The 23,985-nt window shown below is 75.8% G+C and carries 25 protein-coding genes and 1 riboswitch; of the genes, 10 read left to right on the top strand and 15 right to left on the bottom strand.

Translation table 11 applies throughout. The features are described 5' to 3' along the window. The first annotated feature begins 9 nt into the window (after window positions 1-9). Complete coding sequence (locus IEV86_RS15485) at window positions 10-1,470, top strand: class II fumarate hydratase (RefSeq protein WP_043602557.1); 1,461 nt, start codon at window positions 10-12, stop codon at window positions 1,468-1,470. Window positions 1,471-1,556: 86 nt separating this feature from the next. Here IEV86_RS15485 and phoH2 read toward each other — a convergent pair whose 3' ends face one another. Together phoH2 and IEV86_RS15495 are read right to left on the bottom strand one after the other, a co-directional pair. Further along, window positions 1,557-2,897: an RNA 5'-3' helicase PhoH2 gene (phoH2, locus tag IEV86_RS15490; protein ID WP_043602558.1), complete on the bottom strand. Its 1,341-nt coding sequence runs from the start codon at window positions 2,895-2,897 to the stop codon at window positions 1,557-1,559. 293 nt (window positions 2,898-3,190) lie between these two features. Further along, window positions 3,191-3,952 carry an isoprenyl transferase gene (locus tag IEV86_RS15495; protein WP_043602559.1) on the bottom strand — a complete coding sequence of 254 codons (762 nt, stop codon included), beginning with the start codon at window positions 3,950-3,952 and terminating at the stop codon, window positions 3,191-3,193. Between the two features lie 235 nt (window positions 3,953-4,187). Here IEV86_RS15495 and trhA point away from each other — a divergent pair, with 235 nt between their 5' ends. Then, the gene (gene trhA, locus IEV86_RS15500) at window positions 4,188-4,877 is read left to right on the top strand and encodes a PAQR family membrane homeostasis protein TrhA (protein ID WP_052425815.1); all 690 of its coding nucleotides are present in this window, start codon (window positions 4,188-4,190) and stop codon (window positions 4,875-4,877) included. Here trhA and IEV86_RS15505 read toward each other — a convergent pair. The 7 genes from IEV86_RS15505 to mca all read right to left on the bottom strand — a co-directional run bounded on the left by IEV86_RS15505 (window position 4,865) and on the right by mca (window position 11,153). After that, window positions 4,865-5,749 (bottom strand): energy-coupling factor transporter transmembrane component T family protein, encoded by an 885-nt coding sequence (locus tag IEV86_RS15505; protein ID WP_052425816.1) that lies wholly within the window; start codon window positions 5,747-5,749, stop codon window positions 4,865-4,867. The genes trhA and IEV86_RS15505 overlap by 13 nt on opposite strands. Next, a complete protein-coding gene (locus IEV86_RS15510; protein WP_188484747.1) occupies window positions 5,746-7,362 on the bottom strand; it encodes an ABC transporter ATP-binding protein in 1,617 nt (538 codons plus the stop codon). The genes IEV86_RS15505 and IEV86_RS15510 overlap by 4 nt, the downstream gene beginning before the upstream one ends. A gap of 32 nt (window positions 7,363-7,394) precedes the next feature. Continuing rightward, entirely contained in the window at window positions 7,395-8,063 is a 669-nt protein-coding gene (locus IEV86_RS15515; protein ID WP_081978447.1) for an ECF transporter S component, read from the bottom strand. After that, window positions 8,060-8,830 carry a YkoF family thiamine/hydroxymethylpyrimidine-binding protein gene (locus IEV86_RS15520; protein WP_052425818.1) on the bottom strand — a complete coding sequence of 257 codons (771 nt, stop codon included), beginning with the start codon at window positions 8,828-8,830 and terminating at the stop codon, window positions 8,060-8,062. The genes IEV86_RS15515 and IEV86_RS15520 overlap by 4 nt, the downstream gene beginning before the upstream one ends. Further along, window positions 8,830-8,949, bottom strand: a riboswitch (TPP riboswitch). (Overlaps the previous gene by 1 nt.) 34 nt (window positions 8,950-8,983) lie before the next feature. Then, window positions 8,984-9,865 (bottom strand): nitrilase-related carbon-nitrogen hydrolase, encoded by an 882-nt coding sequence (locus tag IEV86_RS15525; protein WP_306460043.1) that lies wholly within the window; start codon window positions 9,863-9,865, stop codon window positions 8,984-8,986. Window positions 9,866-9,867: 2 nt separating this feature from the next. Continuing rightward, window positions 9,868-10,227 carry a hypothetical protein gene (locus tag IEV86_RS15530; RefSeq protein WP_043602560.1) on the bottom strand — a complete coding sequence of 120 codons (360 nt, stop codon included), beginning with the start codon at window positions 10,225-10,227 and terminating at the stop codon, window positions 9,868-9,870. Beyond that, window positions 10,224-11,153 (bottom strand): mycothiol conjugate amidase Mca, encoded by a 930-nt coding sequence (mca, locus tag IEV86_RS15535; RefSeq protein WP_081978453.1) that lies wholly within the window; start codon window positions 11,151-11,153, stop codon window positions 10,224-10,226. The genes IEV86_RS15530 and mca overlap by 4 nt, the downstream gene beginning before the upstream one ends. A gap of 218 nt (window positions 11,154-11,371) precedes the next feature. On the opposite strand from mca, the gene IEV86_RS15540 reads away from it, so the two are divergent. Beyond that, window positions 11,372-11,779 (top strand): DUF4307 domain-containing protein, encoded by a 408-nt coding sequence (locus IEV86_RS15540; RefSeq protein WP_043602561.1) that lies wholly within the window; start codon window positions 11,372-11,374, stop codon window positions 11,777-11,779. A 328-nt stretch (window positions 11,780-12,107) separates the two neighbouring features. Continuing rightward, the gene (gene greA, locus IEV86_RS15545; RefSeq protein WP_043602562.1) at window positions 12,108-12,596 is read left to right on the top strand and encodes a transcription elongation factor GreA; all 489 of its coding nucleotides are present in this window, start codon (window positions 12,108-12,110) and stop codon (window positions 12,594-12,596) included. A gap of 58 nt (window positions 12,597-12,654) precedes the next feature. Here the strand turns inward: greA and ilvA are convergent, their stop codons facing one another. Genes ilvA through IEV86_RS15560 form a run of 3 tightly spaced genes read right to left on the bottom strand, consistent with a single transcriptional unit; the run spans window position 12,655 to window position 16,402 of the window. Continuing rightward, window positions 12,655-13,854 carry a threonine ammonia-lyase gene (gene ilvA, locus IEV86_RS15550; RefSeq protein WP_043602563.1) on the bottom strand — a complete coding sequence of 400 codons (1,200 nt, stop codon included), beginning with the start codon at window positions 13,852-13,854 and terminating at the stop codon, window positions 12,655-12,657. Then, window positions 13,851-15,200, bottom strand: a complete 1,350-nt coding sequence (locus tag IEV86_RS15555) for an AI-2E family transporter (RefSeq protein WP_052425819.1) — start codon at window positions 15,198-15,200, stop codon at window positions 13,851-13,853. Before IEV86_RS15555 ends, ilvA begins: the two co-directional genes overlap by 4 nt. Then, a complete protein-coding gene (locus IEV86_RS15560) occupies window positions 15,197-16,402 on the bottom strand; it encodes a cystathionine gamma-synthase (RefSeq protein ID WP_043602564.1) in 1,206 nt (401 codons plus the stop codon). Before IEV86_RS15560 ends, IEV86_RS15555 begins: the two co-directional genes overlap by 4 nt. Before the next feature lie 192 nt (window positions 16,403-16,594). On the opposite strand from IEV86_RS15560, the gene msrA reads away from it, so the two are divergent. The 3 genes from msrA to IEV86_RS15575 all read left to right on the top strand — a co-directional run bounded on the left by msrA (window position 16,595) and on the right by IEV86_RS15575 (window position 19,223). Continuing rightward, window positions 16,595-17,221, top strand: a complete 627-nt coding sequence (gene msrA, locus IEV86_RS15565; RefSeq protein ID WP_052425827.1) for a peptide-methionine (S)-S-oxide reductase MsrA — start codon at window positions 16,595-16,597, stop codon at window positions 17,219-17,221. 179 nt (window positions 17,222-17,400) lie between these two features. Beyond that, complete coding sequence (locus IEV86_RS15570) at window positions 17,401-18,369, top strand: ABC transporter ATP-binding protein (protein ID WP_043602565.1); 969 nt, start codon at window positions 17,401-17,403, stop codon at window positions 18,367-18,369. After that, window positions 18,366-19,223 carry an ABC transporter permease subunit gene (locus IEV86_RS15575; RefSeq protein WP_043602566.1) on the top strand — a complete coding sequence of 286 codons (858 nt, stop codon included), beginning with the start codon at window positions 18,366-18,368 and terminating at the stop codon, window positions 19,221-19,223. Before IEV86_RS15570 ends, IEV86_RS15575 begins: the two co-directional genes overlap by 4 nt. Before the next feature lie 73 nt (window positions 19,224-19,296). Here the strand turns inward: IEV86_RS15575 and IEV86_RS15580 are convergent, their stop codons facing one another. Continuing rightward, window positions 19,297-19,749, bottom strand: a complete 453-nt coding sequence (locus tag IEV86_RS15580; RefSeq protein WP_043602567.1) for an SRPBCC family protein — start codon at window positions 19,747-19,749, stop codon at window positions 19,297-19,299. After that, complete coding sequence (locus tag IEV86_RS15585; RefSeq protein WP_043602568.1) at window positions 19,746-20,072, bottom strand: ArsR/SmtB family transcription factor; 327 nt, start codon at window positions 20,070-20,072, stop codon at window positions 19,746-19,748. The genes IEV86_RS15580 and IEV86_RS15585 overlap by 4 nt, the downstream gene beginning before the upstream one ends. A 60-nt stretch (window positions 20,073-20,132) precedes the next feature. Here IEV86_RS15585 and IEV86_RS15590 point away from each other — a divergent pair, with 60 nt between their 5' ends. The 3 genes from IEV86_RS15590 (at window position 20,133) to IEV86_RS15600 (ending at window position 23,462) form a co-directional block, all read left to right on the top strand. Next, window positions 20,133-21,449: a sensor histidine kinase gene (locus IEV86_RS15590; protein WP_052425820.1), complete on the top strand. Its 1,317-nt coding sequence runs from the start codon at window positions 20,133-20,135 to the stop codon at window positions 21,447-21,449. Then, the gene (locus tag IEV86_RS15595) at window positions 21,446-22,117 is read left to right on the top strand and encodes a response regulator (RefSeq protein ID WP_043602569.1); all 672 of its coding nucleotides are present in this window, start codon (window positions 21,446-21,448) and stop codon (window positions 22,115-22,117) included. The genes IEV86_RS15590 and IEV86_RS15595 overlap by 4 nt, the downstream gene beginning before the upstream one ends. Window positions 22,118-22,193: 76 nt before the next feature. Then, on the top strand, window positions 22,194-23,462 hold the full coding sequence (locus tag IEV86_RS15600) for an FAD-binding protein (RefSeq protein WP_043602570.1): 1,269 nt from the start codon (window positions 22,194-22,196) through the stop codon (window positions 23,460-23,462). 97 nt (window positions 23,463-23,559) lie between these two features. On the opposite strand, the gene IEV86_RS15605 is transcribed toward IEV86_RS15600, so the two are convergent. Further along, the gene (locus tag IEV86_RS15605; RefSeq protein WP_043602571.1) at window positions 23,560-23,967 is read right to left on the bottom strand and encodes an FKBP-type peptidyl-prolyl cis-trans isomerase; all 408 of its coding nucleotides are present in this window, start codon (window positions 23,965-23,967) and stop codon (window positions 23,560-23,562) included. Between the last annotated feature and the right edge of the window lie 18 nt (window positions 23,968-23,985).

Below are 23,985 nucleotides of genomic sequence, written 5' to 3' on the forward strand. Positions count from 1 at the left end.
GATGGCGCCATGACCGACGACGCCGTCACCACAGCCCCCGACACCGCCGGCCACCCCGTGACGCCGGGCTCGCCGCCGCCCGGCTTCCGGGTCGAGCACGACACGATGGGTGACGTCCTCGTGCCCGAGGACGCCCTCTACCGCGCCCAGACCCAGCGCGCGGTCGAGAACTTCCCGATCTCCGGGACCCGGCTCGAGCGCGGCCACGTCGAGGCGCTCGCCCGCATCAAGAAGGCGGCCGCCGGCGCGAACGCGCGCCTGGGCGTGCTCCCCGCGGACCTCGCCGAGGCGATCGTCGCGGCGGCCGACGAGGTCGCGTCGGGCGCCCACGACGCGCACTTCCCCGTCGACGTCTTCCAGACGGGCTCCGGCACGTCGTCGAACATGAACATGAACGAGGTCCTCGCGACGCTCGCGACGCGACGCCTCGGGCGCGACGTGCACCCGAACGACCACGTGAACGCGTCGCAGTCGTCCAACGACGTCTTCCCGACCTCGGTCCACGTGGCCGCGACCGCCGGGGTCGTGCGCGACCTCGTGCCCGCGCTCCAGCACCTCGAGGCGGCGCTGCAGCGCAAGGCCGACGAGCTCGCGACCGTGGTGAAGTCCGGCCGGACGCACCTCATGGACGCGACCCCCGTGACGCTCGGCCAGGAGTTCGGCGGGTACGCCGCCGCGATCGGCTACGGCGTCGAGCGTCTCGAGGCGGCGCTCCCCCGCGTGGCCGAGGTCCCCCTCGGGGGGACGGCGGTCGGGACGGGCATCAACACGCCGGCCGGCTTCCCGCAGACCGTCATCGAGCTGCTGCGCGAGGACACGGGCCTGCCCATCACCGAGGCGCGCGACCACTTCGAGGCCCAGAGCGCGCGCGACGGGCTCGTCGAGCTGTCGGGCGCGCTGCGCACGATCGCGGTGAGCCTGACGAAGATCTGCAACGACCTGCGCTGGATGGGGTCGGGCCCCAACACGGGCCTCGGCGAGATCTACCTGCCGGACCTGCAGCCCGGCTCGTCGATCATGCCCGGCAAGGTCAACCCCGTGGTCCCCGAGGCGGTCCTCATGGTCGCCGCGCGCGTCGTCGGCAACGACGCGACCGTCGCGTGGGCCGGCGCCAGCGGCTCGTTCGAGCTCAACGTCCAGATCCCCGTCATGGCGCTCGGGGTGCTCGAGTCGGTGCGGCTGCTGTCGAACGCGTCGCGGCTCCTCGCGGACCGCACGGTCGACGGGATCCGGCCCAACGTCGAGCGGGCGCGCGCGCTCGCCGAGTCGTCGCCCTCGATCGTCACGCCGCTCAACCGCGTGATCGGCTACGAGGCGGCGGCCAAGGTCGCCAAGCACTCGGTGGCCCAGGGGATGACCGTGCGCCAGGCCGTCGTCGACCTCGGCTTCGTCGAGCGCGGCGAGGTCACCGAGGCCCAGCTCGACGAGGCGCTCGACGTGCTGTCGATGACGCGTCCGCCGCAGGCCTGACGCGTCGCCCACCGCGCAGGACCGCGCCCCCGGACCACGCGGGTCCGGGGGCGCCGTCCGTCCCGGGCTGTGCCCCGGGACCCGGGTCAGGGCTCGATGCCCTCGAGCATCTCCGTGACGAGCGCCGCGACGGGCGACCGCTCCGACCGCGTCAGCGTGACGTGCGCGAACAGCGGGTGGCCCTTGAGCGCCTCGACCACGGCCGCGACGCCGTCGTGCCGCCCGACGCGCAGGTTGTCGCGCTGCGCGACGTCGTGCGTCAGGACCACGCGCGAGCCCTGGCCGATGCGGGACAGGACCGTCAGGAGCACGTTGCGCTCGAGCGACTGCGCCTCGTCGACGATCACGAAGGCGTCGTGCAGCGAGCGGCCGCGGATGTGCGTCAGCGGGAGCACCTCGAGCAGGTCGCGCGCGATGACCTCCTCGACGACCTCGGGCGCGACGAGCGCGCCGAGCGTGTCGAACACGGCCTGCGCCCAGGGGTTCATCTTCTCGGCCTCGGTCCCCGGGAGGTAGCCGAGCTCCTGGCCGCCGACGGCGTACAGGGGGCGGAAGACCATCACCTTGCGGTGCCGCCGTCGCTCGAGGACCGCCTCGAGCCCGGCGCACAGCGCGAGCGCCGACTTCCCCGTGCCCGCGCGCCCGCCGAGCGAGACGATGCCGATCTCCTCGTCGAGCAGGAGGTCGATCGCGATGCGCTGCTCGGCGCTGCGGCCGTGCACGCCGAACAGCTCGCGGTCGCCCCGCACGAGGCGCAGCTGCTTGTCGGCGGTCACCCGCGCGAGCGCCGAGCCACGCGACGACGTGACGACCGCCCCGGTGTGGCACAGCAGCGGACCGGGCTCCTGGCCCGCGAGGTCGACGTCGGCGAGGTCGAGCCGCTCGGCCTGGAACAGCGTCGCCATCTGCGCCTCGTCGAGGTGCAGCTGCGTGAGCCCGGTCCACCCCGAGTCGACCGCGAGCTCGGCGCGGTACTCCTCGGCCGTGAGGCCCACGGCCGAGGCCTTGATCCGCAGCGGCAGGTCCTTCGACACGAGCGTCACCGCAGCGCCCTCGTCGGCCAGGTTCCGGGCGACGGCGAGGATCCGCGTGTCGTTGTCGCCGAGCCGGAACCCGGCGGGCAGCACCTGCGGGTCGACGTGGTTGAGCTCGACGCGCACCGTCCCGCCCTGGTCGCCGATGCCGATCGGCTCGTCGAGCTGGCCGTGCGAGACCCGCAGGTCGTCCAGGAAGCGCAGCGCGGCACGCGCGAAGCCGCCGAGCTCGGGGTGGTGCCGCTTGCCCTCGAGCTCGGTGATGACGACGACGGGGAGCACGACGTCGTGCTCGGCGAAGCGCAGGACGGCCCGGGGGTCGGACAGAAGGACGGAGGTGTCGAGCACGAACGTGCGTCGGGTCTCCTCGACGGACGTGCTGGCTGCGGCCACGGCAGGCTCCCTCCGGCGCTCAGCGCCGCTCGTGCCGGCTCGCGCCTGGACGGCGGTCGACGGCTGGGTGGGGGACGGTCGGCCCTGGGGCCGGTCCGGCCCCCTCCCGGAGCACGTGCTCCATGGGGCCTCCCGAGGACGACGGGCGTCGTCCTGATGGCTCGGACGCTACGCCCGGCGGTCGCGCGACGTGACGCGCGACACACCCGCCGACGCCGTCGTCACCGGATGTTCACCTGCCCGCGTCCCGGTGGGCACCCCGGTCCGCCGCGGTGGGGCCGGCGACCGTGACGTCAGCGGCCGAGGCGGCGCTCGCGTGCCGCGTAGGAGCGCAGCGCGCGGAGGAAGTCCACGCGACGGAAGTCGGGCCAGTACGCCTCGCAGAAGTAGAACTCGGTGTGGACGCTCTGCCACAGCAGGAAGCCGCCCAGGCGCTGCTCGCCCGACGTCCGGATGACGAGGTCGGGGTCCGGCTGACCCTTCGTGTAGAGGTGCTCGGCGATGTGCTCGACGTCGAAGGTCTCGGCGAGCTCCTCGAGCGACGTGCCGTTGCCCGCGTGCTCGCGCAGCAGGGCCCGGACCGCGTCGGCGATCTCGCGCCGCCCGCCGTAGCCGACCGCGACGTTGACGTGCAGCCCGACGACGTCGGCGGTCCGCGCCTCGGCGTCGCGCAGCGCGGCTGCGGCGTCCGGCGGGAGGAGGTCGAGCGCTCCCATCACCTGCAGGCGCCACCGGCCGCGGGCCGCGAGCCCCGCGACGGCGTCCTGGATGATCCCGAGCAGCTCGGTGAGCTCCTCGGGCGACCGCGAGAGGTTGTCGGTCGAGAGCATCCACAGCGTGACGACCTGGACGCCCGCCTCCTCGGACCACTCGAGCAGGTCGAGGATCTTGTCCGCGCCGCGGCGGTGGCCGTGCGAGGGGGCCGAGCCGACGCTCCGCGCCCACCGCCGGTTGCCGTCGAGGATGACGCCGATGTGCCGCGGGGCCGCCTCCTTGGGCAGCGAGGCGGCCAGGCGGCGCTCGTAGAGCGCGTACACGGGGTGGGGCAGGCGCATGGACATCCTCGCGGCAGTCGGGACGGGGACACGCTAGCGCCAGCGGGCGCCCTCGCACGGGGAGCCGCCACGATGCGCGCGAGCTCCTCACACGATGGGCACGGGCCCGCCCCGGAGGTGCCGTCTCGCAGGTCGGGCGGCACGCCGGGTGGCACGCCGGCCGGGGCCCGTCAGGCACCTACGGTGCAGTAACCTACGCCTGCGTAGGTTACCGACGCGGCCGTACCGTTCCGGTGTGGCACGACGCAGGGAGAAGGAGATCGGTGTGACGACGACGGAGCGCGTGGCCGAGGCGGTCAAGCCCCGGCTGCGGGGCTGGGTGCACGCCGGCATGGCGCCCGTGGTGGTCGTCGCCTCGGTGGCGCTCGTTGCCCTCGCGCCGACCACGGCCGGCAAGGTCTCGAGCGCGGTGTTCGGGGTCTCCGCGATCCTGCTGTTCGGCACGAGCGCGGTCTACCACCGCGGGACGTGGTCCCCCCGGGTGGCGGGCGTGCTGCGCCGGCTCGACCACACCAACATCTTCCTCATCATCGCGGGCACCTACACACCGCTCGCGGTGCTGCTGCTCGAGTGGCCCGTCAACCGCAACCTGCTCGTCGTCGTGTGGTCGGGCGCGCTCGTCGGGCTCCTGGCGCGGGTGTTCTGGCTCGGCGCGCCGCGCTGGGTCTACGTCCCGGTGTACATCGCGCTCGGGTGGGTCGCGGTGTGGTTCCTCCCCGACTTCGCCGCGAGCGGCGGCAGCGCCGTGCTGTGGCTCGTCATCGCGGGCGGGGTCGCCTACACCGCGGGCGCGGTCGTCTACGGGACCAAGCGCCCCAACCCGAGCCCACGCTGGTTCGGCTTCCACGAGATCTTCCACGTGCTCACGGTGGTCGGGTTCACGTGCCACTACGTCGCCGTGAGCATCGCCGCCTACGGCGCCTGACCAGCGGCGACCGCGCCGAGGCACGCGCCCAGCACGACGACGGCGAGGACCGCGTCCCGCGGGCCCACGCGCGCCTCGTGCCACGTCGTGCGCTCCCGCGGAGGGAGGGCGCCGTAGCCACGCGTCTCGAGCACGACGGCCATCCGCTCGGCGCGACGGATCGTCGTCGCGAGGAGCGCGAAGGCCGCGGCGCCGACCGAGCGGACGTCCGCCGGGAGGCGCACGGTCGGCGCCTCGTCCGGGCCGCGCCGGCTCCGGCTGCCGTGCCGGGCGGGGCGCGCCCAGCGCACCGTGGGGCCGCGGAGGGCCTGCGCGCGCCGGACGGTCGCCCAGTCCGCGGGCAGGTCCTGGACCACCCGGTGGGCGACCATGAGCGCGACCGTGGCCTGCGCCGGGAGCCGGCCCACCACGTGCAGCGACGTCAGGAGCCGACCCGGGTCGACGACGGCGAGCATCGTGACGGCCGCGACGCCGACGACGAGGGTCCGCAGCGCGAGCGCGGCGCCCGTCGCGAGCCCGGTGTCCGTGACGACGAGGGGACCGACGACCGCGACCGTCCCGCCGTCGCGCGTGACCGCGTTGACGACGAGCACGCTCGCCGCGAACCCGAGGAAGGGCACCTGCGCGCGGAGCAGCCGCGGCAGACGCAGCCCGCCCGCGAGCACCGCCCCGACGGTCGCGGCGAGCCACAGCACGAGGACCGGCCGCGGGTCGACGAGCGGGACGAGCACGACCGGGACCGCGACCACGACGGCCAGCAGCACCGCCGGGTCGCACCGTGCGAGCAGCGGTCCCGCATCGGCACGGCCGGCCCGGCCGGCACCACCGACGTCGGCCCCGCCGGGTCCGGCGCCCCCGTCGGCCCCGCTCACGTGCCCACCGCCAGGCCCGACGCGACGAGGAGCGCGCCGTCGTCGAGGAGCTCCGGTCCCCCGGCCGCGACCGACCGCCCGGCGTCGAGGACCACCACCTGGTCGGCGACGGCCCGGGCGAGCGCGAGGTCGTGCGTCGCGAGGACCACGGCGACGCCGTCGTCGGCCGCGTCCGCGACCATCCGCACGACGCGCGCCGTGTGCGCGGCATCCAGTCCCGCCGTCGGCTCGTCCAGCAGGAGCACACGTCGACCGAGCACGCCGGCCGCCGCGAGGACGAGGCGGCGCTGCTCACCGCCCGACAGCCGGAACGGGTCGGCGTCCGCGAGGTGCGTCAGGCCCGCGCGGGACAGGGCACGGGCCACCTCGGGGTGCTCCGCGACCGGCCGCGCGCGACGCGAGGTGCTGCTCCCGCCGCCCTGCCCGGCGCCCGGCCCGGCGCCCGGCCCGGTGCCCGGTCCGGTGGGGTGCCGGCTGTCGTGCCAGGTGCCCGACCCGGTGCCTCGCGACGCCCGTCCTCCGCGCCACCGCACCCGTCCGCGCCCGCGTGCGGCGAGCCCGTACGCGACCTCGTCCGCGACCGAGCGGGTGAGCAGCTGGTGCTCGGGATGCTGCGCGACGTACGCCGCGGTGCCGGCCTCCCGCCGCCCCCTGCACGGCAGGAGGCCGGCGATCCCGAGCAGCAGCGAGGACTTCCCGCTGCCGTTGCGACCCACGAGGGCCGTGACCTGGCCCTCGCGCGCCGCGAGCCGCCCGACCCGGACGACGGGCTCGCCGTCGCGGGTCACGACGAGGTCGGACAGGTCGACGACGACGTCGCCCGTGCCCGGACGTGCGCGCGCGACCCTGCCGGGGCCCGGCGCCGCCGGGACGACAGCGCTCGTCGGGCCGTCGGCCACGACCGTCCCGGCCTCGAGCCGCACCGCGCGATCGGGCAGCCACCCCTCGAGCCGCTGCTCGACGACGACGACCGCGACGTCGCCCGACGTCGCCCGCGCCGCGACGACCCGTCGCACCGCGTCCGCGGCGACGGGGTCCAGCATCGCGGTCGGCTCGTCGAGCAGCAGCAGCCCTGGCCGGACCACCAGCGCGGCGGCGAGTGCGACGCGCTGCTGCTCGCCGCCGCTGAGCCGTCCCGTCCGCCGGTCGCCGAGGTGCGCGGCGCCGACCTCGTCGAGCGCGCGGCGCACGCGTGCGCCGATCTCCGCGCGCGGGACGCCACGGCTCTCCAGACCGAGCGCGACCTCGTCGGCGACGCGCGGCAGGCACGTGCCCGTGACCGGGTCCTGACCCAGTCGGGCGACGCGCAGCGCGGTGCGGGCGACGGGCTGCGTGCGCGGGTCCGCCCCGAGCACGCGCACCGTGCCGTCCACGCGGGCCGGTGCGCTGTGCGGGACGACGCCGGCGAGGACGTGCAGGAGCGTCGACTTGCCGCCGCCCGAGGGCCCGACGACGAGGAGGGAACCCCCCGCCGGGACGGCGAGGTCGACCCCGTCGAGCGTGCGCCGCGCCGACCTGCTCGGCCGCACCGTGAGCCGCTCGACGTGGACGGCGGTGCACGACGACGACGTCGCCCGCGTCGTGGGCGACGTCGTCGCAGCCGCCGTGGTCACCCCTGCTGCCGTCGCCGTCGCCGCGCCCGCGGTCACCGTGACCGAGCCTCCGACCCCTGCCCGGCGGCCTCGGTGCCGTCGGCGTCGGCGTGGGTGTCGGCGTCGTCCAGCGCCGCGGCACGGCCGGCCGCGAACGCGTCGAGGACGCCCGTGCGCAGGAGCGCCTCGGCGACGAGCTTCGCGAGCACGCCGGTGAGCACGAGCCCGCTCGCGAGCTGCAGTCCCGCACGCAGCAGGAGCAGGTCCTGCGTCCACCAGTGCTGGACCGTGCCCGCCCACAGGAAGCTCGCGGTCACGCCCGTGACGCCCGCGACGAGGAAGGTCGGCCAGCCGAAGCGCCGGTAGCGGGTCGCCGCGAAGGCGAGCTCGGCACCGGCGCCCTGCACCGCACCCGCGAGCAGCAGCATCGGGCCCACGGGCGAGCCGAGGAACGCGAACTCGACGAACGCGGCACCGATCTCCGCGAGCACGCCCGCGCCGGGGCGCCGCACGACGAAGACCGCGAGCGGCGCGACGGTGATCCAGCCGCCCATGAGGACGTTCTGCGCGAGGTCCCCGAGCGGACCCATCGCCACCTGCAGACCGCCCCACGCCTGGACGAGCGCCCAGTAGAGGAAGCCGAACACCGCGGCGAGCACCGCGACGACGAGCACGTCCCGCAGCGGCCACGGGCCCCGCGGGCGGTCGACGACGGCGCTCACAGCGCGGACCCGCGCGTCGCGGCGCCGGCCGCGCGGCTGCTCGGGCTGCCGACGCTCACGGTCACGTGCGCCGCGACGTGCGCGACCTCGCGCCCGACCCCCGTCCACGTGTCGACGACCGTCCCGAGGACGTCCGCGAGGTCGCCGTCGAGGCGCGTCGCGAAGTGCTCGGCCCCGCCCCACGTGCCGCGTCGCTGCGCGGTGGCGATCGCGGCCTCGATCGGCCCCATCGCGTCGGTCGTCCCGAGCGGGTAGAGCGCCCAGTGGGCCGACGCCCCGACACCCGTCGCCGGGAGGTCGACCGGCTCGACCGCGGGCAGCTCACCCGCGGGCAGCGTGCAGCCCACCTCGCCGGGGCACCCGCGGGACAGTGCGAGCGTCGCGACGACGTGGCCGGTCGGCGTGATGCGCGCCGCGTGCGCGACGCAGGCCAGGACGAACGCGGCGACGTCGCGCTCGCCGCCCCGCAGGAGCGTCGAGACGTCGTCGGTGTGGACCTCCACCTGGGGCACCGTGGCCTGCGCGGCGGCGAGCGAGGACACGATGACCTCGACGAACGCGTCTGCCGCGGGGTGGAGGGTGAGCCGGGCGCCGACGCCCAGCCGCACGTGGTCCGGCCGGTCGTGGTCGGTCCGGTCGTGGTCGGTCCGGTCGTCGGGTCGGGACGGCGCCGGGGCGAGGTCGGGTGCGGACGGGTTCACGGGTGCCTCCGGGGGTGCGAGCGGACCCCCGGACAGCACGGCCACCGACCGCACGCGTGCGCGCACGTCGGCACCTCGCCCAGCTCCCTACGCCGGCATGAACCGGATCAGGTTCCACGGGTCAGTGGCTCGACCTCTCGGTCCGACCACACTCTCAGCGCGTCCGCGCTCCCCGGGGGCTTGTCGGGCCCGACCCTACGACCGCGAGCACCGGCCGTGTCAACACCGCGTCCGCCCCGGGCCGTCCGGCCCGGCCGGCGAGGCCACCGGCGCACCGGGGACGACGCGGTAGCGGCGGTTGGCGAGCGACGGGTTGCGCTCCCGCACCGCGGTGACGACGTCGGGGTCGAGCGACGCGACCGCCGCCGTCCCCGGGGACGCGTCGTCGTCCGCACCGCGCCCGCCCGCCGCGGCCAGCACGACGCCGAGCGGGTCGACGACGCACGAGGCGCCCGTGACGCCGCGACCCTGCTGCGCGGCGCCCACGACGTACGCGGTGCTCTCGATCGCGCGGGCGCGCAGGAGGGTCGTCCAGTGGTCGGCCTTGTGCTCGCCGTCGGCCCACGCGGCCGGGACGACGAGCACGTCGGCACCCGCGTCCACGAGCCGACGTGCGACCTCGGGGAACCGCAGGTCGTAGCACGTCATGACGCCGACGGTGAGCCCCCCGACGCGGACGACGACGGGCTGGGCGTCGGCCGGTCCCGGCTCGAGGCGGTCGGACTCGCGGTGGCCGAAGGCGTCGTAGAGGTGCACCTTGCGGTAGGCCGCCACGACGTCGCCGTCGCGCACGACGACGACGGCGTTGACGGCCCGGTCGGGGCGCGACCCGGGCAGCGTCGTGCCCGCGACGACGAGCGCGCCGCTGCCCGCGGTCGCGGCGCGCAGCGCGCCGACGAACGGTCCGTCGAGGGGTTCGGCGAGCTCGGGCGTGACGCCCCGCGGGTCGAAGGCGGCCGCGTACTCGGGCAGGACGACGAGCGCGGTACCCGGCCCGGCGCCCGACCCGACGGCGTCCTCGACGGCCGCCACGGCCGCGGCCCGGTTCGCGGCCGCGTCGGTGCCGGACCGCATCCCGACCGCGTGGACCCGGACGGGCACCGTCAGGCGCGCCCGTCGCCGGTCGGGGCGGCCCCCGGGTCGGTGGGCGGGTGGTGCGGCGGACCGGCTTCACCGGGCCGGTCGGGCTCGCCGGCGACGTCCGGCCCACCGACCTCGTCGGGCGGGCGGTGGTTGACCCGGCGCAGCTTGCCGACCATCGACAGCAGCAGTACGACGAGCCCGATGACGACCGCGAACGTCACGGCGAACCCGAGGACGCCGGGCGTCACGTCCGTGGGCTCGAACTGCCGCATCCCCGGGTCGTCGGGGGCCGCGGCCGTGGACGCCACCCACGAGCCGGGACCACGCCCGACGTCGCCGACGACGGCGTGCACCACGACGTCCGCGACCGCGGCGCTCATGCGTCGACCTCCGTCGCGGCGCGGTCCGCGTCGGCGTCGGCGTCCGTATCCGTGTCCGCATCGGCCACCGGGTCGTCCTCGGGGTGGACGCCGGCGAAGAGGTCGTCCTCGGGCGTGCTCACAGGGACGTGCGACGCGGCGAGCTCGTACTCCTCGACGGGCCAGACCTCCGCCTCGAGGTCGCGCGGCGTCGCGAAGAAGAAGCCCTCGGGGTCGATCTGCGTCGCGTGCGCCACGAGCGCCGCGTCGCGCGCCGGGAACCACCCGGAGCACTCGATGCGCGTCGTCACCGGGCGCTCGGGCACCTCACGCATCGCACGCGAGGAGATCCAGTCGCCGAACGGCGACTCGAGCCCGGCGGCCTGCATCGCCTCGTGCACGGTCCGCAGCCGCGTGAGCGAGAAGTCGTGGTTGTAGTACAGCTTGAGGGGCTGCCACGGCTCGCCGCGGTCGCGGTACCGCTCGGGGTCCCCCGCGGCGTGGAAGGCCTCGAACGCGACGCGGTGGCACATGATGTGGTCCGGGTGCGGGTAGCCGCCCGTCGGGTCGTACGTGGTCATGACGTGCGGACGGAAGGACCGCACGAGGTCGACGAGCGGGGCGGCCGCGTCCTCGAGGGGCACGAGCGCGAAGCAGCCCTCGGGCAGCGGCGGGAGCGGGTCGCCCTCAGGCAGGCCCGAGTCGACGAAGCCCAGCCAGTGCTGGCGCACACCGAGCGCCGCGGCTGCCGCGGCCATCTCGTCGCGGCGGACGGCCGCCATCTCCTCGGGCGTCGACGGCGGGTCCGTGTAGCGCGGGTTGAGGATGCTCCCCCGCTCGCCGCCGGTGCAGGTGACGACGAGCACGTCGACGCCCTCCGCGGCGTAGCGGGCCGTGGTGGCCGCCCCCTTGCTCGACTCGTCGTCGGGGTGCGCGTGCACCGCCATGAGACGCAGACCGCTCCGGTGCGCACCCGCACCCGGTCCGGTCGTCGCTCCGCTCACCCCGACCCACCTCCTCGTCCACGCCGCCCGTCCGGGCGCATCAGGATCCGTGCCGTGCGTGCCCGCAGGCGCACGCCCACGGGTCCCGCGGCGCGCGGGACCCGTGGACAATGGTCGCACCACCGGCCGCACCACCGGCCCGTGCGACCGACAGGAGGACCATGACCGAGCCGACCCGGCCGCCCGTCGGCCGCTACGGGCCGCCGCCGGACGCACGGCGTCGTCGGCTCGCCGTCGGCGGGCTGTGGGCCCTCGGGGCCGTAGGCACCGCCGGGGCCCTGTGGCTCGGCGTCGGCGCCGCGCTGACCCCCGTGACGTGGAGCGACGTGGGGTTCGACCTGCGCGGGGCCGACGAGGTCGCCGTGACGTTCGAGGTGGCCCGGCGCGACGCCGCGGACGCCGTCGTGTGCCGCGTCGAGGCGCTCAACGAGCGGTACGCCCAGGTCGGCGTGCTCGACGTCGACGTGCCTGCGGGTGGCCCGGCCGTCCAGCGCCTCCAGGTGACGGTGCGGACGTCCGAGCAGGCCGTGACCGGGATCGTCGACACGTGCGAGGTCGTGCCCGGCTGAGCCGGCCGAGCCGTGCCCGACGGCCGGCACCACGGCCTCCCACCTCCCGCCCCGGTCGTCCGCGGCGGGGGCTGGTCTATACTGGCCGTTTACACACCCGCCGGGTGCGGTCACGCGCGCCGAGGAACGGCCCTCGTCGCGAGGGACCTCGTCGCCGGCACCGGTTCCCGGCGCGACGAGTCCGGCGCGACGAGTCCGGTGCGACCGGCCCGGGACGACCAGGGTCGCCACCGGGCGGGACCGCCCGCCGGACAGGTGTGGACCCACCCGTGGAACACCAGCCCCGGGGCGAGCACGCCCCGGGACGATCAGCTCGAAGGGAGCGACCGTGACCGAGTCCACCGCTGTCACCTGGCTGACGCAGGAGGCGCACGACCGTCTGAGCGCGGAGCTCCAGCAGCTCACGACCGTCGGCCGCCGCGAGATCGCCGCCAAGATCGAGGCGGCGCGCTCCGAGGGCGACCTCAAGGAGAACGGCGGCTACCACGCCGCACGCGAGGAGCAGGCCAAGCAGGAGGCGCGTATCGCGCAGCTCACCGAGCTGCTCCGGCACGCCGTGGTCGGCGAGGCCCCGCCGGACGACGGCGTCGTCGAGCCGGGCATGGTCGTGACCGCGACCGTCGCCGGCGAGCGCATGACGTTCCTCGTGGGCTCCCGCGAGGTCGCCGGCGGCACCGACATCGACGTCTACTCCGACCGCTCGCCGCTCGGTGCGGCGATCATCGGCCGCTCCGCGGGTGACGAGACGTCGTACGAGGCGCCCAACGGCCGGCAGATCCCCGTGGTCATCCACGAGGCGAAGCCCTTCCAGCCCTGACCGCGCCCGCGCGGTGACGAGGCCCCGGACGCCCTGACGGCGTCCGGGGCCTCGTGCGTCAGCCCTCGGTGACCCGGTAGCCCGCGGCGCGCAGGTGGTCGACGACCTCTGCGCAGTGGCGCGGGCCGCGCGTCTCGACCTGGACGCCGATCTCGACCTCGTCGATCGCGAGGTCGACGCCCGTCCGCACGTGACCCACGTGCATGACGTTGCCGCCGACCGCGGCCACCTCGCCGAGCATCGCCGCGAGCCGGCCCGGGTGGTCCGTCAGCCGGACCCGCATCTGCAGGTAGCGCCCCGCCGACGCGAGCCCGTGCCGCAGCACGCGGAGCAGGACCACGGGGTCGACGTTGCCCCCCGAGAGCACGACGACGGCCGGGGTGCGGACGGCGTGCCCGGCCAGGAGCGCAGCAACGCCCGCCGCACCCGCGGGCTCGACGACCATCTTGGCCCGCTCCGCCAGGAGCAGGAGCGCACGCGACAGGTCCTCCTCGGACACCGTGACGACCCGTGCGCCGCGCTCGCGCAGGACCTCGAACGGCACGTCGCCGGGCCGTGCGACCGCGATGCCGTCAGCCATCGTGGAGCGCCCCGGCACCGTGACCGGCCGGCCGGCGGCGAGCGAGGCCGGGTACGCCGCCGCACCTGCGGCCTGGACGCCGACCACGTCGACGTCGCGGTCGCCGAGGCTCGCGGCGATACCGGCCGCGAGCCCCCCGCCACCCACGGGGACGAGCACCGTCCGCACGTCGGGGACCGCCTCGAGGACCTCGAGGCCCACGGTGCCCTGACCCGCGACGACGTCCGGGTGGTCGAAGGGGTGGATGAACACCGCCCCCGTCGTGGCCGCGTGCTCGGTCGCCGCGGCGAGCGCGTCCTCGACGGTCGAGCCGACGAGCTCGACGCGTGCGCCGTACTCCTGCGTCGCCGCGACCTTGGGCAGCGCCGCACCCGACGGCATGAAGACCGTCGAGCGCACGCCCAGGCGTGCTGCCGCGAGCGCGACGCCCTGCGCGTGGTTGCCGGCGCTCGCGGCGACGACGCCGCGGGCGCGCTCGTCGTCCGTCAGGTGCGCCATCCGGACGTACGCACCGCGCACCTTGTACGACCCGGAGCGCTGGAGGTTCTCGCACTTCAGCAGCACCGGGCCGCCCGCGAGCGCCGAGACCGCACGGCTCGTCAGGACCGGCGTGGGCTCGACGACGCCGACGAGCTCGTGCGCGGCCGCCTCGACCTCGGTGGGCCCGACGACGCTCACGGCCTGCCCGGCCCGGGGCCGTCGCCGGCGGGACCGACCGCCCGTCCCCCGCGTGCGCCCGCGTCCGCCGGTGCCGGGCCGGTGGCCTCGGAGTCGCCGACCGCACCCGCGTCGTGGTCGCCCTCGTCGGTACCCGCGAGCTGCGCGAGGCGCCTGTCGAGCGCGGCCGGGTCCCGGCCCAGCGCGGGGAACTTGTCGGTGCCGTGCAGGTACAGCACGACGGTGTTGACGGTCGCCGCGAGCGGCACCGCGAGGAGGGCGCCGATGATGCCCGCCGCGATCGACCCCGCGGTCACGGCGAGCAGGACCGCGACGGGGTGGAGCGACACCGCGTGCCCCAGCAGCAGCGGCTGGAGCACGTTGCCCTCGAGCTGCTGGACACCCAGCACGATCGCGAGCATGACGAGCGCCGTGCCCGGGCCCTGGTCCACGAGTGCGACGAGGACGGCGATCGAGCCGGTCGCGATCGCGCCGACGAACGGGATGAAGGACGCGAGGAAGACCAGCACGGTGAGCGGCACGACGAGCGGCAGCCCGAGGAGGGCCGCGCCCAGCCCGATGCCGACCGCGTCGACGAACGCGACGAGGATCTGGGCCCGCGCGTACGACGAGAGCGTCACCAGACCGCGTCGGGACGCCTCGTACGCGGGGTGCCGACCGGAGCGGGGCAGGAGCCGGATGAGCCACGCGCCGATGGTCGGGCCGTCCTTGAGGAAGAACAGCAGGCAGAACAGCGCGACGATCGCGCCGGCCAGCACGGTGCCGATCGTCGTCGTGAACGCGAGCGCGCCCGAGACGAGCGTGTCGCTGTTCGCGCTGACCTGCTCCTGCGCCTGGGCGAGGTAGTCCTCGATCTGCGCGGTGTCGAGCCCGAGCGGGCTGTCCGCGAGGTAGACGAGCAGCGCCGAGAAGCCCTCGGTGGCCTGGTCGTAGAGGTCGCCGAACCCGTCGACGATCTCGCGGCCCGCGAGCGTGAGCAGCCCGCCGACGACGACCAGGAGCCCCAGCGTGCACACCGCGGCGGCCAACGCGCGCGGGAACCTCAGGTACCGCTCGAGCGCGTCGGCGACCGGGTTGAGCAGGACCGTGAGCAGCAGCGCCACGACGACGGGCACCCAGATGACCTTGCTGACGGACATCCCGAGGACGACGATCGCCAGGCCGATCGCGATGACGATGAGCCGCCAGGACCACGCGGCGGCGACGTGCACCGAGCGCGGCACGGAGTCGGTCGGGCTGCGCTCGTCCGACCTCGTCCCGACCGGGCTGGGGACGAGATCCGTCCCCGTCGGGCGATCCGTCGGCGTCCCGGTCGGCGTCCCCGTCGGCCCGGCGGGTGGGGTCATGCGAGCGCCTGTCCCAGGTCGGCGACGAGGTCGGCCACGTCCTCGATGCCGACGGACAGGCGCACGAGGTCGTCCGGTACCTCGAGCGCCGACCCGGCGACCGACGCGTGCGTCATGAGACCGGGGTGCTCGACGAGCGACTCCACGCCGCCGAGCGACTCGGCGAGCGTGAAGACGCGGGTGCGTTCGCAGACCGCGAGCGCCGCCTCCTTGCTCTCGACACGGAACGCGACCATGCCGCCGAACGCACGCATCTGCCGTGCGGCGACCTCGTGGTCGCGGTGCTCGGGCAGGCCCGGGTAGATGACCTCCCGCACGGCGGGGTGCGACGACAGGAAGCGCACGACCGCCTCGGCGTTCGCGCAGTGCCGGTCCATCCGGACGGCGAGCGTGCGCAGCCCGCGGAGCGTGAGCCACGCGTCGAACGGGCCGGCGACCGCCCCCGAGGCGTTCTGGTGGAAGGCGACGGCGTCCGCGAGGTCCGACGTGCCGGTCGGCCCGACGAGCCCGACCGGGAGCTGCGCGCCCTCGGCGACCACCAGCGCGCCGCCGACGACGTCGCTGTGGCCGCCGATGTACTTGGTGGTCGAGTGCACGACGACGTCGGCGCCGAGCGAGAGCGGCTGCTGCAGGTACGGGGTCGCGAACGTGTTGTCGACCGCGAGGACGGCACCCGCGGCCCGCGCGAGCGCCGAGATCGCGGCGACGTCGCTCACGCCGAGCAGCGGGTTGGTCGGCGTCTCGACCCACACGACCTTGGTCCGGCCGGGCTCGATCGCGGCCGCGACGGCGTCGAGGTCGGACAGGTCGACCGGCGTGTGGTCGACGCCCCACGGCCCGAGGACCCGGGCGATGAGCCGGTAGCTGCCGCCGTACGCGTCGTCGGGGATCACGAGGTGGTCGCCCGGACGCAGGACCGCGCGCAGCAGCGTGTCCTCGGCCGCGAGGCCGGACGCGAACGCGAAGCCGCGCGTCCCGCCCTCGGCCGCCGCGAGCGCCTGCTCGAGCGCGTGCCGGGTGGGGTTGCCGGACCGGGAGTACTCGTACCCGCCGCGCAGGCCGCCCACACCGTCCTGCTTGTAGGTCGAGACCTGGTAGATCGGGGGCACGACGGCGCCGGTCGCCGCGTCGGGGTCCTGGCCGGCGTGGATCGCTCGCGTCGCGAAGCCGGCGTCTGTCCAGTCGTGGGGCGTCTCGGTCACCGCCCCAGGCTAGAGGGCGGCGCCGCCCCGCGCGTCGGACGTCGCCGCGCGTCGGCACCGGACGGGACGGCCCGGGAACACGGGGTCCGTCGCCGCACGTTGACCCGGTGTCGGCCGCGTCGGCGGCCGGCGACCCCGCAGGAAGGACGCACCGTGTTCGGCTCGCTGTTCAGCCCCTCCGCCCGGACGACGATGGTCGACCCGGCCCGCGCACTGCCCGGACGCGACGTCCCGGCGTTCGCGGTGCCCTCGACCCACGCGGTCCTCGGCACGCCGCTGCGCGGCCCGTGGCCCGAGGGCACCGCGGTCCTCCACCTCGCCCTCGGCTGCTTCTGGGGCGCCGAGAAGGAGATGTGGCAGCTCCCGGGGGTCGTGACGACCGCCGCGGGGTACCAGGGCGGGTACACGCCGAACCCGACGTACGAGGAGGTCTGCTCGGGCCTGACGGGGCACACCGAGACCGTGCTCGTCGCGTACGACCCCGAGGTCCTGCCGCACGCGGAGCTGCTGCGCCGCTTCTGGACGCTCCACGACCCGACCCAGGGCTTCCGCCAGGGCAACGACGTCGGCACGCAGTACCGCTCGGCGGTGTTCACGACCACGCCCGAGCAGGCCGAGGCGGCGCTCGCGACGCGCGACCTGTACGCGCCGGAGCTGCAGCGCGCCGGGTACGGCGACATCACGACCGAGATCCGCCCCGCCGACGAGGCCGGGCCGTTCTGGTACGCCGAGGACTACCACCAGCAGTACCTGCACAAGGTCCCGAACGGCTACTGCCCGGTGCACTCGACCGGCGTCGCCTGCCCGCTGCCCGCCTGACGCAGCAGGTCCCGTCGCAGGACGGGGCCCCGTCGGACCGCCCCCTCCGCCCCCACCGCTGGGCGGAGGGGGTCAACCTCGGGAGGTAGCCGGACGCCGGCGCAGGTTACGCCCGCAGGCTGTCCCGCCGCGGCACGCGCGTCCGTAGGTTCGACTCGTCGGAACGACGAGGAGGATCCATGATCGAGGCCAGAGGCCTGACCAAGCGGTACGGCGCCAAGACGGCCGTCGACGGCATGAGCTTCACGGTGCAGCCGGGCAAGGTGACCGGGTTCCTGGGGCCGAACGGCGCCGGGAAGTCGACGACCATGCGGATGGTGGTCGGCCTCGACCGGCCCACCGCGGGGACGGTCGCCGTCAACGGACGCCCCTACGCGCAGCACCGTGCCCCCCTGCGGGAGGTCGGCGCGCTGCTCGACGCGAAGGCGGTCCACACGGGCCGCTCGGCGTACAACCACCTGCGGGTGATGGCGGCGACGCACGGCATCAGCCGCAGCCGCGTCGACGAGGTCATCGAGATGACGGGCCTCGGGCCGGTCGCCCGCAAGCGGGTCGGCGGGTTCTCGCTCGGGATGGGCCAGCGCCTCGGCATCGCGTCGGCGCTGCTCGGCGACCCGCACACGCTGATCCTCGACGAGCCGGTCAACGGCCTCGACCCCGAGGGCGTGCTGTGGGTCCGCAACCTCGTCCGCTACCTGGCGGGCCAGGGCCGCACCGTGTTCCTGTCCTCGCACCTCATGAGCGAGATGGCGCTCACGGCGGACCACATCATCGTCGTCGGGCGCGGCCGGGTGCTCGCGGACGCCCCCGTGCAGGACGTCGTGGCCCGCGCGTCGGGCACCGCGGTCCGCGTGCGGTCGCCGCAGGCGGCCGCGCTCGAGGAGCTGCTGCGCCGCCAGGGCGCGACCGTGACGTCGGTCGAGCACGGCCTGCTCGAGGTCACGGGCTCGACCGCTCCCGCGATCGGCGACGCGGCGGCGTCCGCGGCCATCGCCCTGCACGAGCTCACGCCCGTCCAGAGCTCGCTCGAGGACGCGTACCTCGCGCTCACCGCCGACGAGGTCGAGTACCACTCGGCCGTCGCCGGCCCCACCACCCCGTCCGACGCGCCCGCGCGCGCGACCGCCCCGACCGGAGCCGTCCGATGACCGCCCTCGCCACCCCGCCCACCCGACCGGCCGCCCCGGCCGTCGCGACCCGGCCCGTGACCTTCGGCCGCGTCCTCGCCGCCGAGTGGCTCAAGGTCCGGACCGTGCGGTCGACCGTGTGGACGCTCGCCGTCACCGTCCTCGCGATGGTCGGCATCAGCGGCCTGTTCGCCTGGGCCAGCACCACGATGAGCGACGAGCAGGCCGCCTCGGCCGGCGGCACCGACCTGCCCGCGCTGCTCTCGGCAGGCGTCAACCTCGGCCAGCTCGCGGTCGCGGTGCTCGGCGTGCTCGTCGTGACGTCCGAGTACTCGACGGGCATGGTGCGCTCCACCTTCGCCGCGGTCCCGCGTCGCCTGCCCGTGCTCGTCGCGAAGGCCCTCGTGCTCACCGGCGTCGTCGTCGTGGCGACCGTGGTGGCGATGCTCCTGTCCTACCTCGTGAGCCTGCCGTTCCACGACGAGCTCGGCGTCACGGTCGACCTCGCCGACGCCGAGCAGCTCAGGCGCCTCGTGGGCCTGCCGCTCTACCTCGCGGGCGTCGCGCTCCTCGGGCTGGCGTTCGGCGCGCTGCTGCGGCACACCGCGGGCGCGATGACCGCGGTGATCGGTCTGCTGCTGGTCGTCGAGACGGTGTTCTCGATCGTGCCGCTGCGCTTCTTCGAGCTGGTCGGGCCGTTCCTGCCCTCGACGGCGGGGGCGCGCGTCATGTACGGCGAGGACACCCTCGCGATGATCGACGGCATGCGGGACACGGTCTCGCTCACGCCGTGGCAGGGCTACGGCGTGATGATCGCGTGGGTCGTGGTCCTCGGCGGCGTGGCCGCGGTGCTCCTGCGCCGCCGCGACGCCTGACCGGCTCCGCTGGACGACCGTGCGCGCGCCGACCCGCCCCGTGCGGGTCGGCGCGCGCCGTCGTCCGCCCGGCTCACGCGTCGGCGGACGCCGCCGGCTCCAGCTGCTCGAGGCGGTCGAGGCTCAGCTCCCACCCCTCGGCGTGGCCCGTGGCGTCGTCCGCGTCAGCGAGCCCCTCGTGGACGAGCACGAGGCGGGTCCCGCCGCCGTCCGCCGGGTCGAGCCCGACGCGCACGTGCCCCTCGACCGCGTCCGGGTCGCTCGTCCAGCGCCACGTGAACGCCACGACCGCGCCGGGGCCGTCCGTCCCCGGCGGGACCACCGCCGTGTACGTGCCCTCGGCGACGTAGGGCCCCATGACGACGCGGTACCGCCCGCCCTCGACGACGTCGGCCTCGACGGTCAGGGGCATGTCCGGGTTGGGGCAGTACCAGCGGGCGAGGACGTCCGGGTCGGTCCAGGCGCGGAACACGCGCTCGACGGGTGCTGCGAGGGTCCGCTCGACGCGGGCCTGCGTGGTGCTCATGCGTCCTCCTGCTCGAGGTACCGGTCGAGCCGGTCGATCGTCCGGCTCCAGTGCCGCGTCGTGCTCTCCACCCACGTCGCGAGCTCGTCGAGCGACGACGGCTCGAGCGTCACGACGACGGTCCGGCCGACCCTGTCGCGACGGACCACCCCCGCGGCCTCGAGCACGCGCAGGTGCTTGCTGAACGCGGGGGCGGACATGCCCTCGCCCGTGAGCACCTGCCGCGCGAGCTCGCCCACCGTGAGGCCCCCGGGCCGCAGCGCCTCGACGACGGCGCGGCGCGTGGGGTCCGCGAGCGCGGAGAGGACGTCCTGCAGCGGCACCCCAACACTTAACCACACGGTTAAGTGTTGGCACCGGCCCCGTCCTGCGAGAGTGACGCCGTGACGACGACCCCCGACCGGCCGTTCACCGTCCTCGGTGCGCGCCGGCTCGGGCCCGTCCGCCGGTTCTTCGCGCGGCGCCCCGTCGCCATGGACGTCGTCGTCATGGCGTGGTTCGGGATCCCCGCGCTGCTCACCGCGGTGATCGACCCCGCACGCCCCGCGACCGTCGTCCCCACCGTCGCGGTCGTCGCGGCGGGGATCGCGGCGCTCGCGTGGCGCCGACGCCGGCCGGTGCTCGTCGCCGGCGTCGTCGGCGTCCTCGCCGTCGTGGCCGTGCTCGTCTCGGGGACCTTCACCGGGTTCGACCTCGCGGTCGGCCTGGTCGTGTACGCCGTCGCGGCCTCGCACCCCCCGCGCACGGCGTGGACCGTCGCGGGCGCGCTGGCCGTCACGACCGGCCTGGCGAGCTGGCTGTGGGAGACGCCCGTGCCCGGCGTGCTCGCGGCCGAGGACGACGGGTCGAGGACCGACATGCGCCTCGCGTCGATCACGGGCGTCGTCGTCTTCACCCTCGCGGCGATGGCGATCGGCACGAGCGTCCGCAACAGCCGCCTGCACCTCGCCGACCTCGTCGACCGCGCCAACGCCATCGCGCGCGACCGCGACCAGCAGGCGCAGCTCGCGCGCGCGGCCGAGCGCACGCGCATCGCCCGCGAGATGCACGACGTCGTCGCGCACAGCCTCTCGGTCATGATCGCGCTCGCCGACGGCGCGTCGGCCGCGCTCGACCGCGCCCCCGACCGCTCCCGCACCGCGCTCGGCGAGCTGTCCGAGACCGGCCGGTCCGCGCTCGCCGACATGCGCCGCATCCTGGGGGTGCTCCAGGAGCCCGAGGCGCCGCTCGAGCCCCAGCCGGGCGTCGTCGACGTCGACGCGCTGGTCGAGCGGTTCCGCGCCACGGGCCTGCCGGTGCGGACCACGGGCCTGGCCACACCCCTGCCCGACGACGCCGGCGTGCAGCTCGCGGTGTACCGGATCCTCCAGGAGTCGCTCACCAACGCGCTGCGGTACGCGCCGGGCGCCCGCGCCGTCGACGTCACCGTCCGCCGCACGCGCGAAGCCGTCGAGCTCGAGGTGACCGACACGGGCGCGACCCTGCCGCACACCGACCCGGGCGGCACGGGCAACGGCCTCATCGGCATGCGGGAGCGTGCCGCGGTCTACGACGGGACCGTCGACGCGGGCCCGCACGGCACGGGCTGGCGCGTGCACGCCGTCCTGCCCTGGCCCGGCGAGGAGCCCGGGGACGGGCCCTCAGGAGGACCCGGCGACGGACCGGCCGACCCACCGACGACCCCGGGAGACCCCTCGTGAGCGAGACCGTCCGCGTCCTGCTGGTCGACGACCAGGCCCTCCTGCGGATGGGCTTCGCGCTCGTTCTCGACGCCGAGGACGACCTCGAGGTCGTCGGCGAGGCGGGCGACGGCGCGACGGCCGTCACGCAGGTCGCCGCGCTGCGACCCGACGTCGTGCTCATGGACGTGCGCATGCCCGGCATGAACGGGATCGAGGCGACGCGGCGCGTGGTCGAGGCGCACCCCGGCACGCGCGTGCTCATCCTCACGACGTTCGACCTCGACGAGTACGCGTTCGCCGCGCTGCGCGCGGGGGCGTCGGGCTTCCTGCTCAAGGACGCCCGGCCCGCCGAGCTCGTCGCGGCCATCCGGGCGGTCGCGTCGGGCGACGCCGTGGTGTCGCCCCGCGTCACACGGCGCATGCTCGAGATGTTCGCCGACCACCTGCCGACCGGTCCGGTCACGCCCTCGGGGCTCGACCCGCGGCTCGCCGCGCTGACCCCGCGCGAGCTCGAGGTGCTGCGCGCCGTCGCGGAGGGCCTCTCGAACGGCGAGATCGCCGAGCGCCTCGTGCTCTCGGAGGCCACGGTGAAGACCCACGTGGGGCGCATCCTGCACAAGCTCGACGTGCGCGACCGGGTCCAGGCCGTGGTCCTCGCCTACGAGACGGGGCTCGCGGGACGGTGAGGGTGGCACGTGACGCGCGCGGACCCCGGGCGCGCGCACGACGGACGACGACGACAGCGACGGCGAGGAGCAGCGGATGACCGAGGGCAGCACCGAGCGGAACTGGGCCGGCAACCACACCTACCGCGGGACGGTGCACCGACCACGCACCGTCGCCGAGGCGCAGGCGCTCGTCGCGGCAGCCACCGGGACCGTGCACGCGCTCGGCAGCCGGCACTCCTTCTCGGACGTCGCGGACGCCGGGACCCTCGTGACCCTCGACGCGCTCGACGTCCCGGTCGAGCTCGACGAGGCCGCGCGGACCGTCCGGGTGGGCGCGGGCGTCCGGTACGGCGAGCTCGCCGGGTGGCTCCACGAGCGCGGCTGGGCCCTGCACAACCTCGCCTCACTCCCCCACATCTCCGTCGCCGGAGCGGTCGCGACCGGCACGCACGGCTCGGGCGACCGCCACCGCGGCCTCCCGGACGCGGTCACGTGCCTCGACCTCGTGACCGCCGACGGCGAGCTGCTGCCCGTGCGTCGCGACGCCGAGCTCGCGGGTGCCGTCGTCGGCGTGGGCGCGCTGGGCGTCGTCACAGCGCTGACGCTGCGGGTCGAGCCGACCTACGACGTCCTGCAGGAGGTGCACACCGACCTGCCGTGGGACGCCGCGCTCACGCACCTCGACGACGTGCTGTCGAGCGCGGACAGCGTGAGCCTGTTCACCGACTACGCGTCACCGACGGTCGCGCAGGTGTGGCGCAAGAGCCGCGTCCGTCCCGGCTGGGAGCCGCGGCGCGACCTCTTCGGGGCCCGGCCCGCCGACGGCCCGAGGCACCCGCTCGCGGGCGTCGACCCGGTCAGCACGACGACGCAGGGCGCCGTCGCGGGGCCGTGGCACGAGCGGTGGCCCCACTTCCGCCTGGAGTTCACGCCCAGCCACGGCGACGAGCTGCAGTCGGAGTACCTCGTCGACCGGCGTGACGCGCCCGCGGCGATCGAGGCGCTGCGCGGCATCGGGCACCGCATCGCGCCGCTCCTGCTCGTCGCCGAGATCCGGTCCGTGGCGGCGGACGACCTGTGGCTCAGCCCCGCGCACGGCCGCGCGACCGTGGCCCTGCACCTCACGTGGCGGCAGCGTGTGCCCGAGGTGACGGCGTTCCTGCCCGAGCTCGAGGAGGTGCTCGCGCCGTTCACGCCGCGCCCGCACTGGGGCAAGCTCTTCACGGCCGACGTCGCGGGGGCCCCCGACGCGCTGCGCGCCGCCTACCCGCGCCTCGACGACTTCCGCGCCCTCGCAGCACGCCTGGACCCCGAGGGGCGGTTCCACAACGACTTCCTGCTCCGGCACGGCCTCGTCGGGTGAGACGACGACGGCCGGCCCGGGTGACCGGGCCGGCCGTCGTCCGACGCGCGCGTCGGTGGCGCCGCGCGGCGCGTCGTCGGGCTCCTGGGGCAGGTCGTCAGCGCGACGTGCCGAGGACGTCCACGACGAAGACGAGGGTGTCGCCGCCGCGGATGCCGGCCTGCGGGACGCCGCGGTCGCCGTAGCCGAGGTGCGGCGGGATCGACAGCAGGAGGCGCGAGCCGACCTGGCGGCCGACGAGCCCCTCGTCCCAGCCGCCGATGACCTGGCCGACGCCGATGCCGAACGAGATGGACTGGCCGCGGTCGTACGACGTGTCGAACGGGCGCGTGCCGCCCCACACCTGGCCGAGGTAGTGCACCTCGATGTCGTCGCCGGCCTCGACCGTCTCGCCGTCGCCCTGGTGCAGCACCTGGACCTGGAGGTCGGCGGGGGCGGGCGAGTCCGGGAAGGTGAGGTCGGGCTTCTCGCCGAACGAGCCGGACGCGCTGGGCAGGGTGGTCATGGCTGGCCTCTCTGTCGG

Origin of the sequence: Cellulomonas carbonis (genome assembly GCF_014636275.1) — a bacterium.
GTDB lineage: Bacteria > Actinomycetota > Actinomycetes > Actinomycetales > Cellulomonadaceae > Actinotalea > Actinotalea carbonis.

Coding starts and splice junctions, on each gene's coding strand:
- IEV86_RS15485 (WP_043602557.1), top strand. CDS start 10: ATGACCGACGACGCCGTCACCACAGCCCCCGACACCGCCGGCCACCCC.
- IEV86_RS15495 (WP_043602559.1), bottom strand. CDS start 3,952: ATGCGCCTGCCCCACCCCGTGTACGCGCTCTACGAGCGCCGCCTGGCC.
- IEV86_RS15530 (WP_043602560.1), bottom strand. CDS start 10,227: ATGAGCGCCGCGGTCGCGGACGTCGTGGTGCACGCCGTCGTCGGCGAC.
- mca (WP_081978453.1), bottom strand. CDS start 11,153: ATGGCGGTGCACGCGCACCCCGACGACGAGTCGAGCAAGGGGGCGGCC.
- IEV86_RS15540 (WP_043602561.1), top strand. CDS start 11,372: ATGACCGAGCCGACCCGGCCGCCCGTCGGCCGCTACGGGCCGCCGCCG.
- IEV86_RS15555 (WP_052425819.1), bottom strand. CDS start 15,200: ATGACCCCACCCGCCGGGCCGACGGGGACGCCGACCGGGACGCCGACG.
- msrA (WP_052425827.1), top strand. CDS start 16,595: ATGGTCGACCCGGCCCGCGCACTGCCCGGACGCGACGTCCCGGCGTTC.
- IEV86_RS15570 (WP_043602565.1), top strand. CDS start 17,401: ATGATCGAGGCCAGAGGCCTGACCAAGCGGTACGGCGCCAAGACGGCC.
- IEV86_RS15575 (WP_043602566.1), top strand. CDS start 18,366: ATGACCGCCCTCGCCACCCCGCCCACCCGACCGGCCGCCCCGGCCGTC.
- IEV86_RS15580 (WP_043602567.1), bottom strand. CDS start 19,749: ATGAGCACCACGCAGGCCCGCGTCGAGCGGACCCTCGCAGCACCCGTC.
- IEV86_RS15600 (WP_043602570.1), top strand. CDS start 22,194: ATGACCGAGGGCAGCACCGAGCGGAACTGGGCCGGCAACCACACCTAC.
- IEV86_RS15605 (WP_043602571.1), bottom strand. CDS start 23,967: ATGACCACCCTGCCCAGCGCGTCCGGCTCGTTCGGCGAGAAGCCCGAC.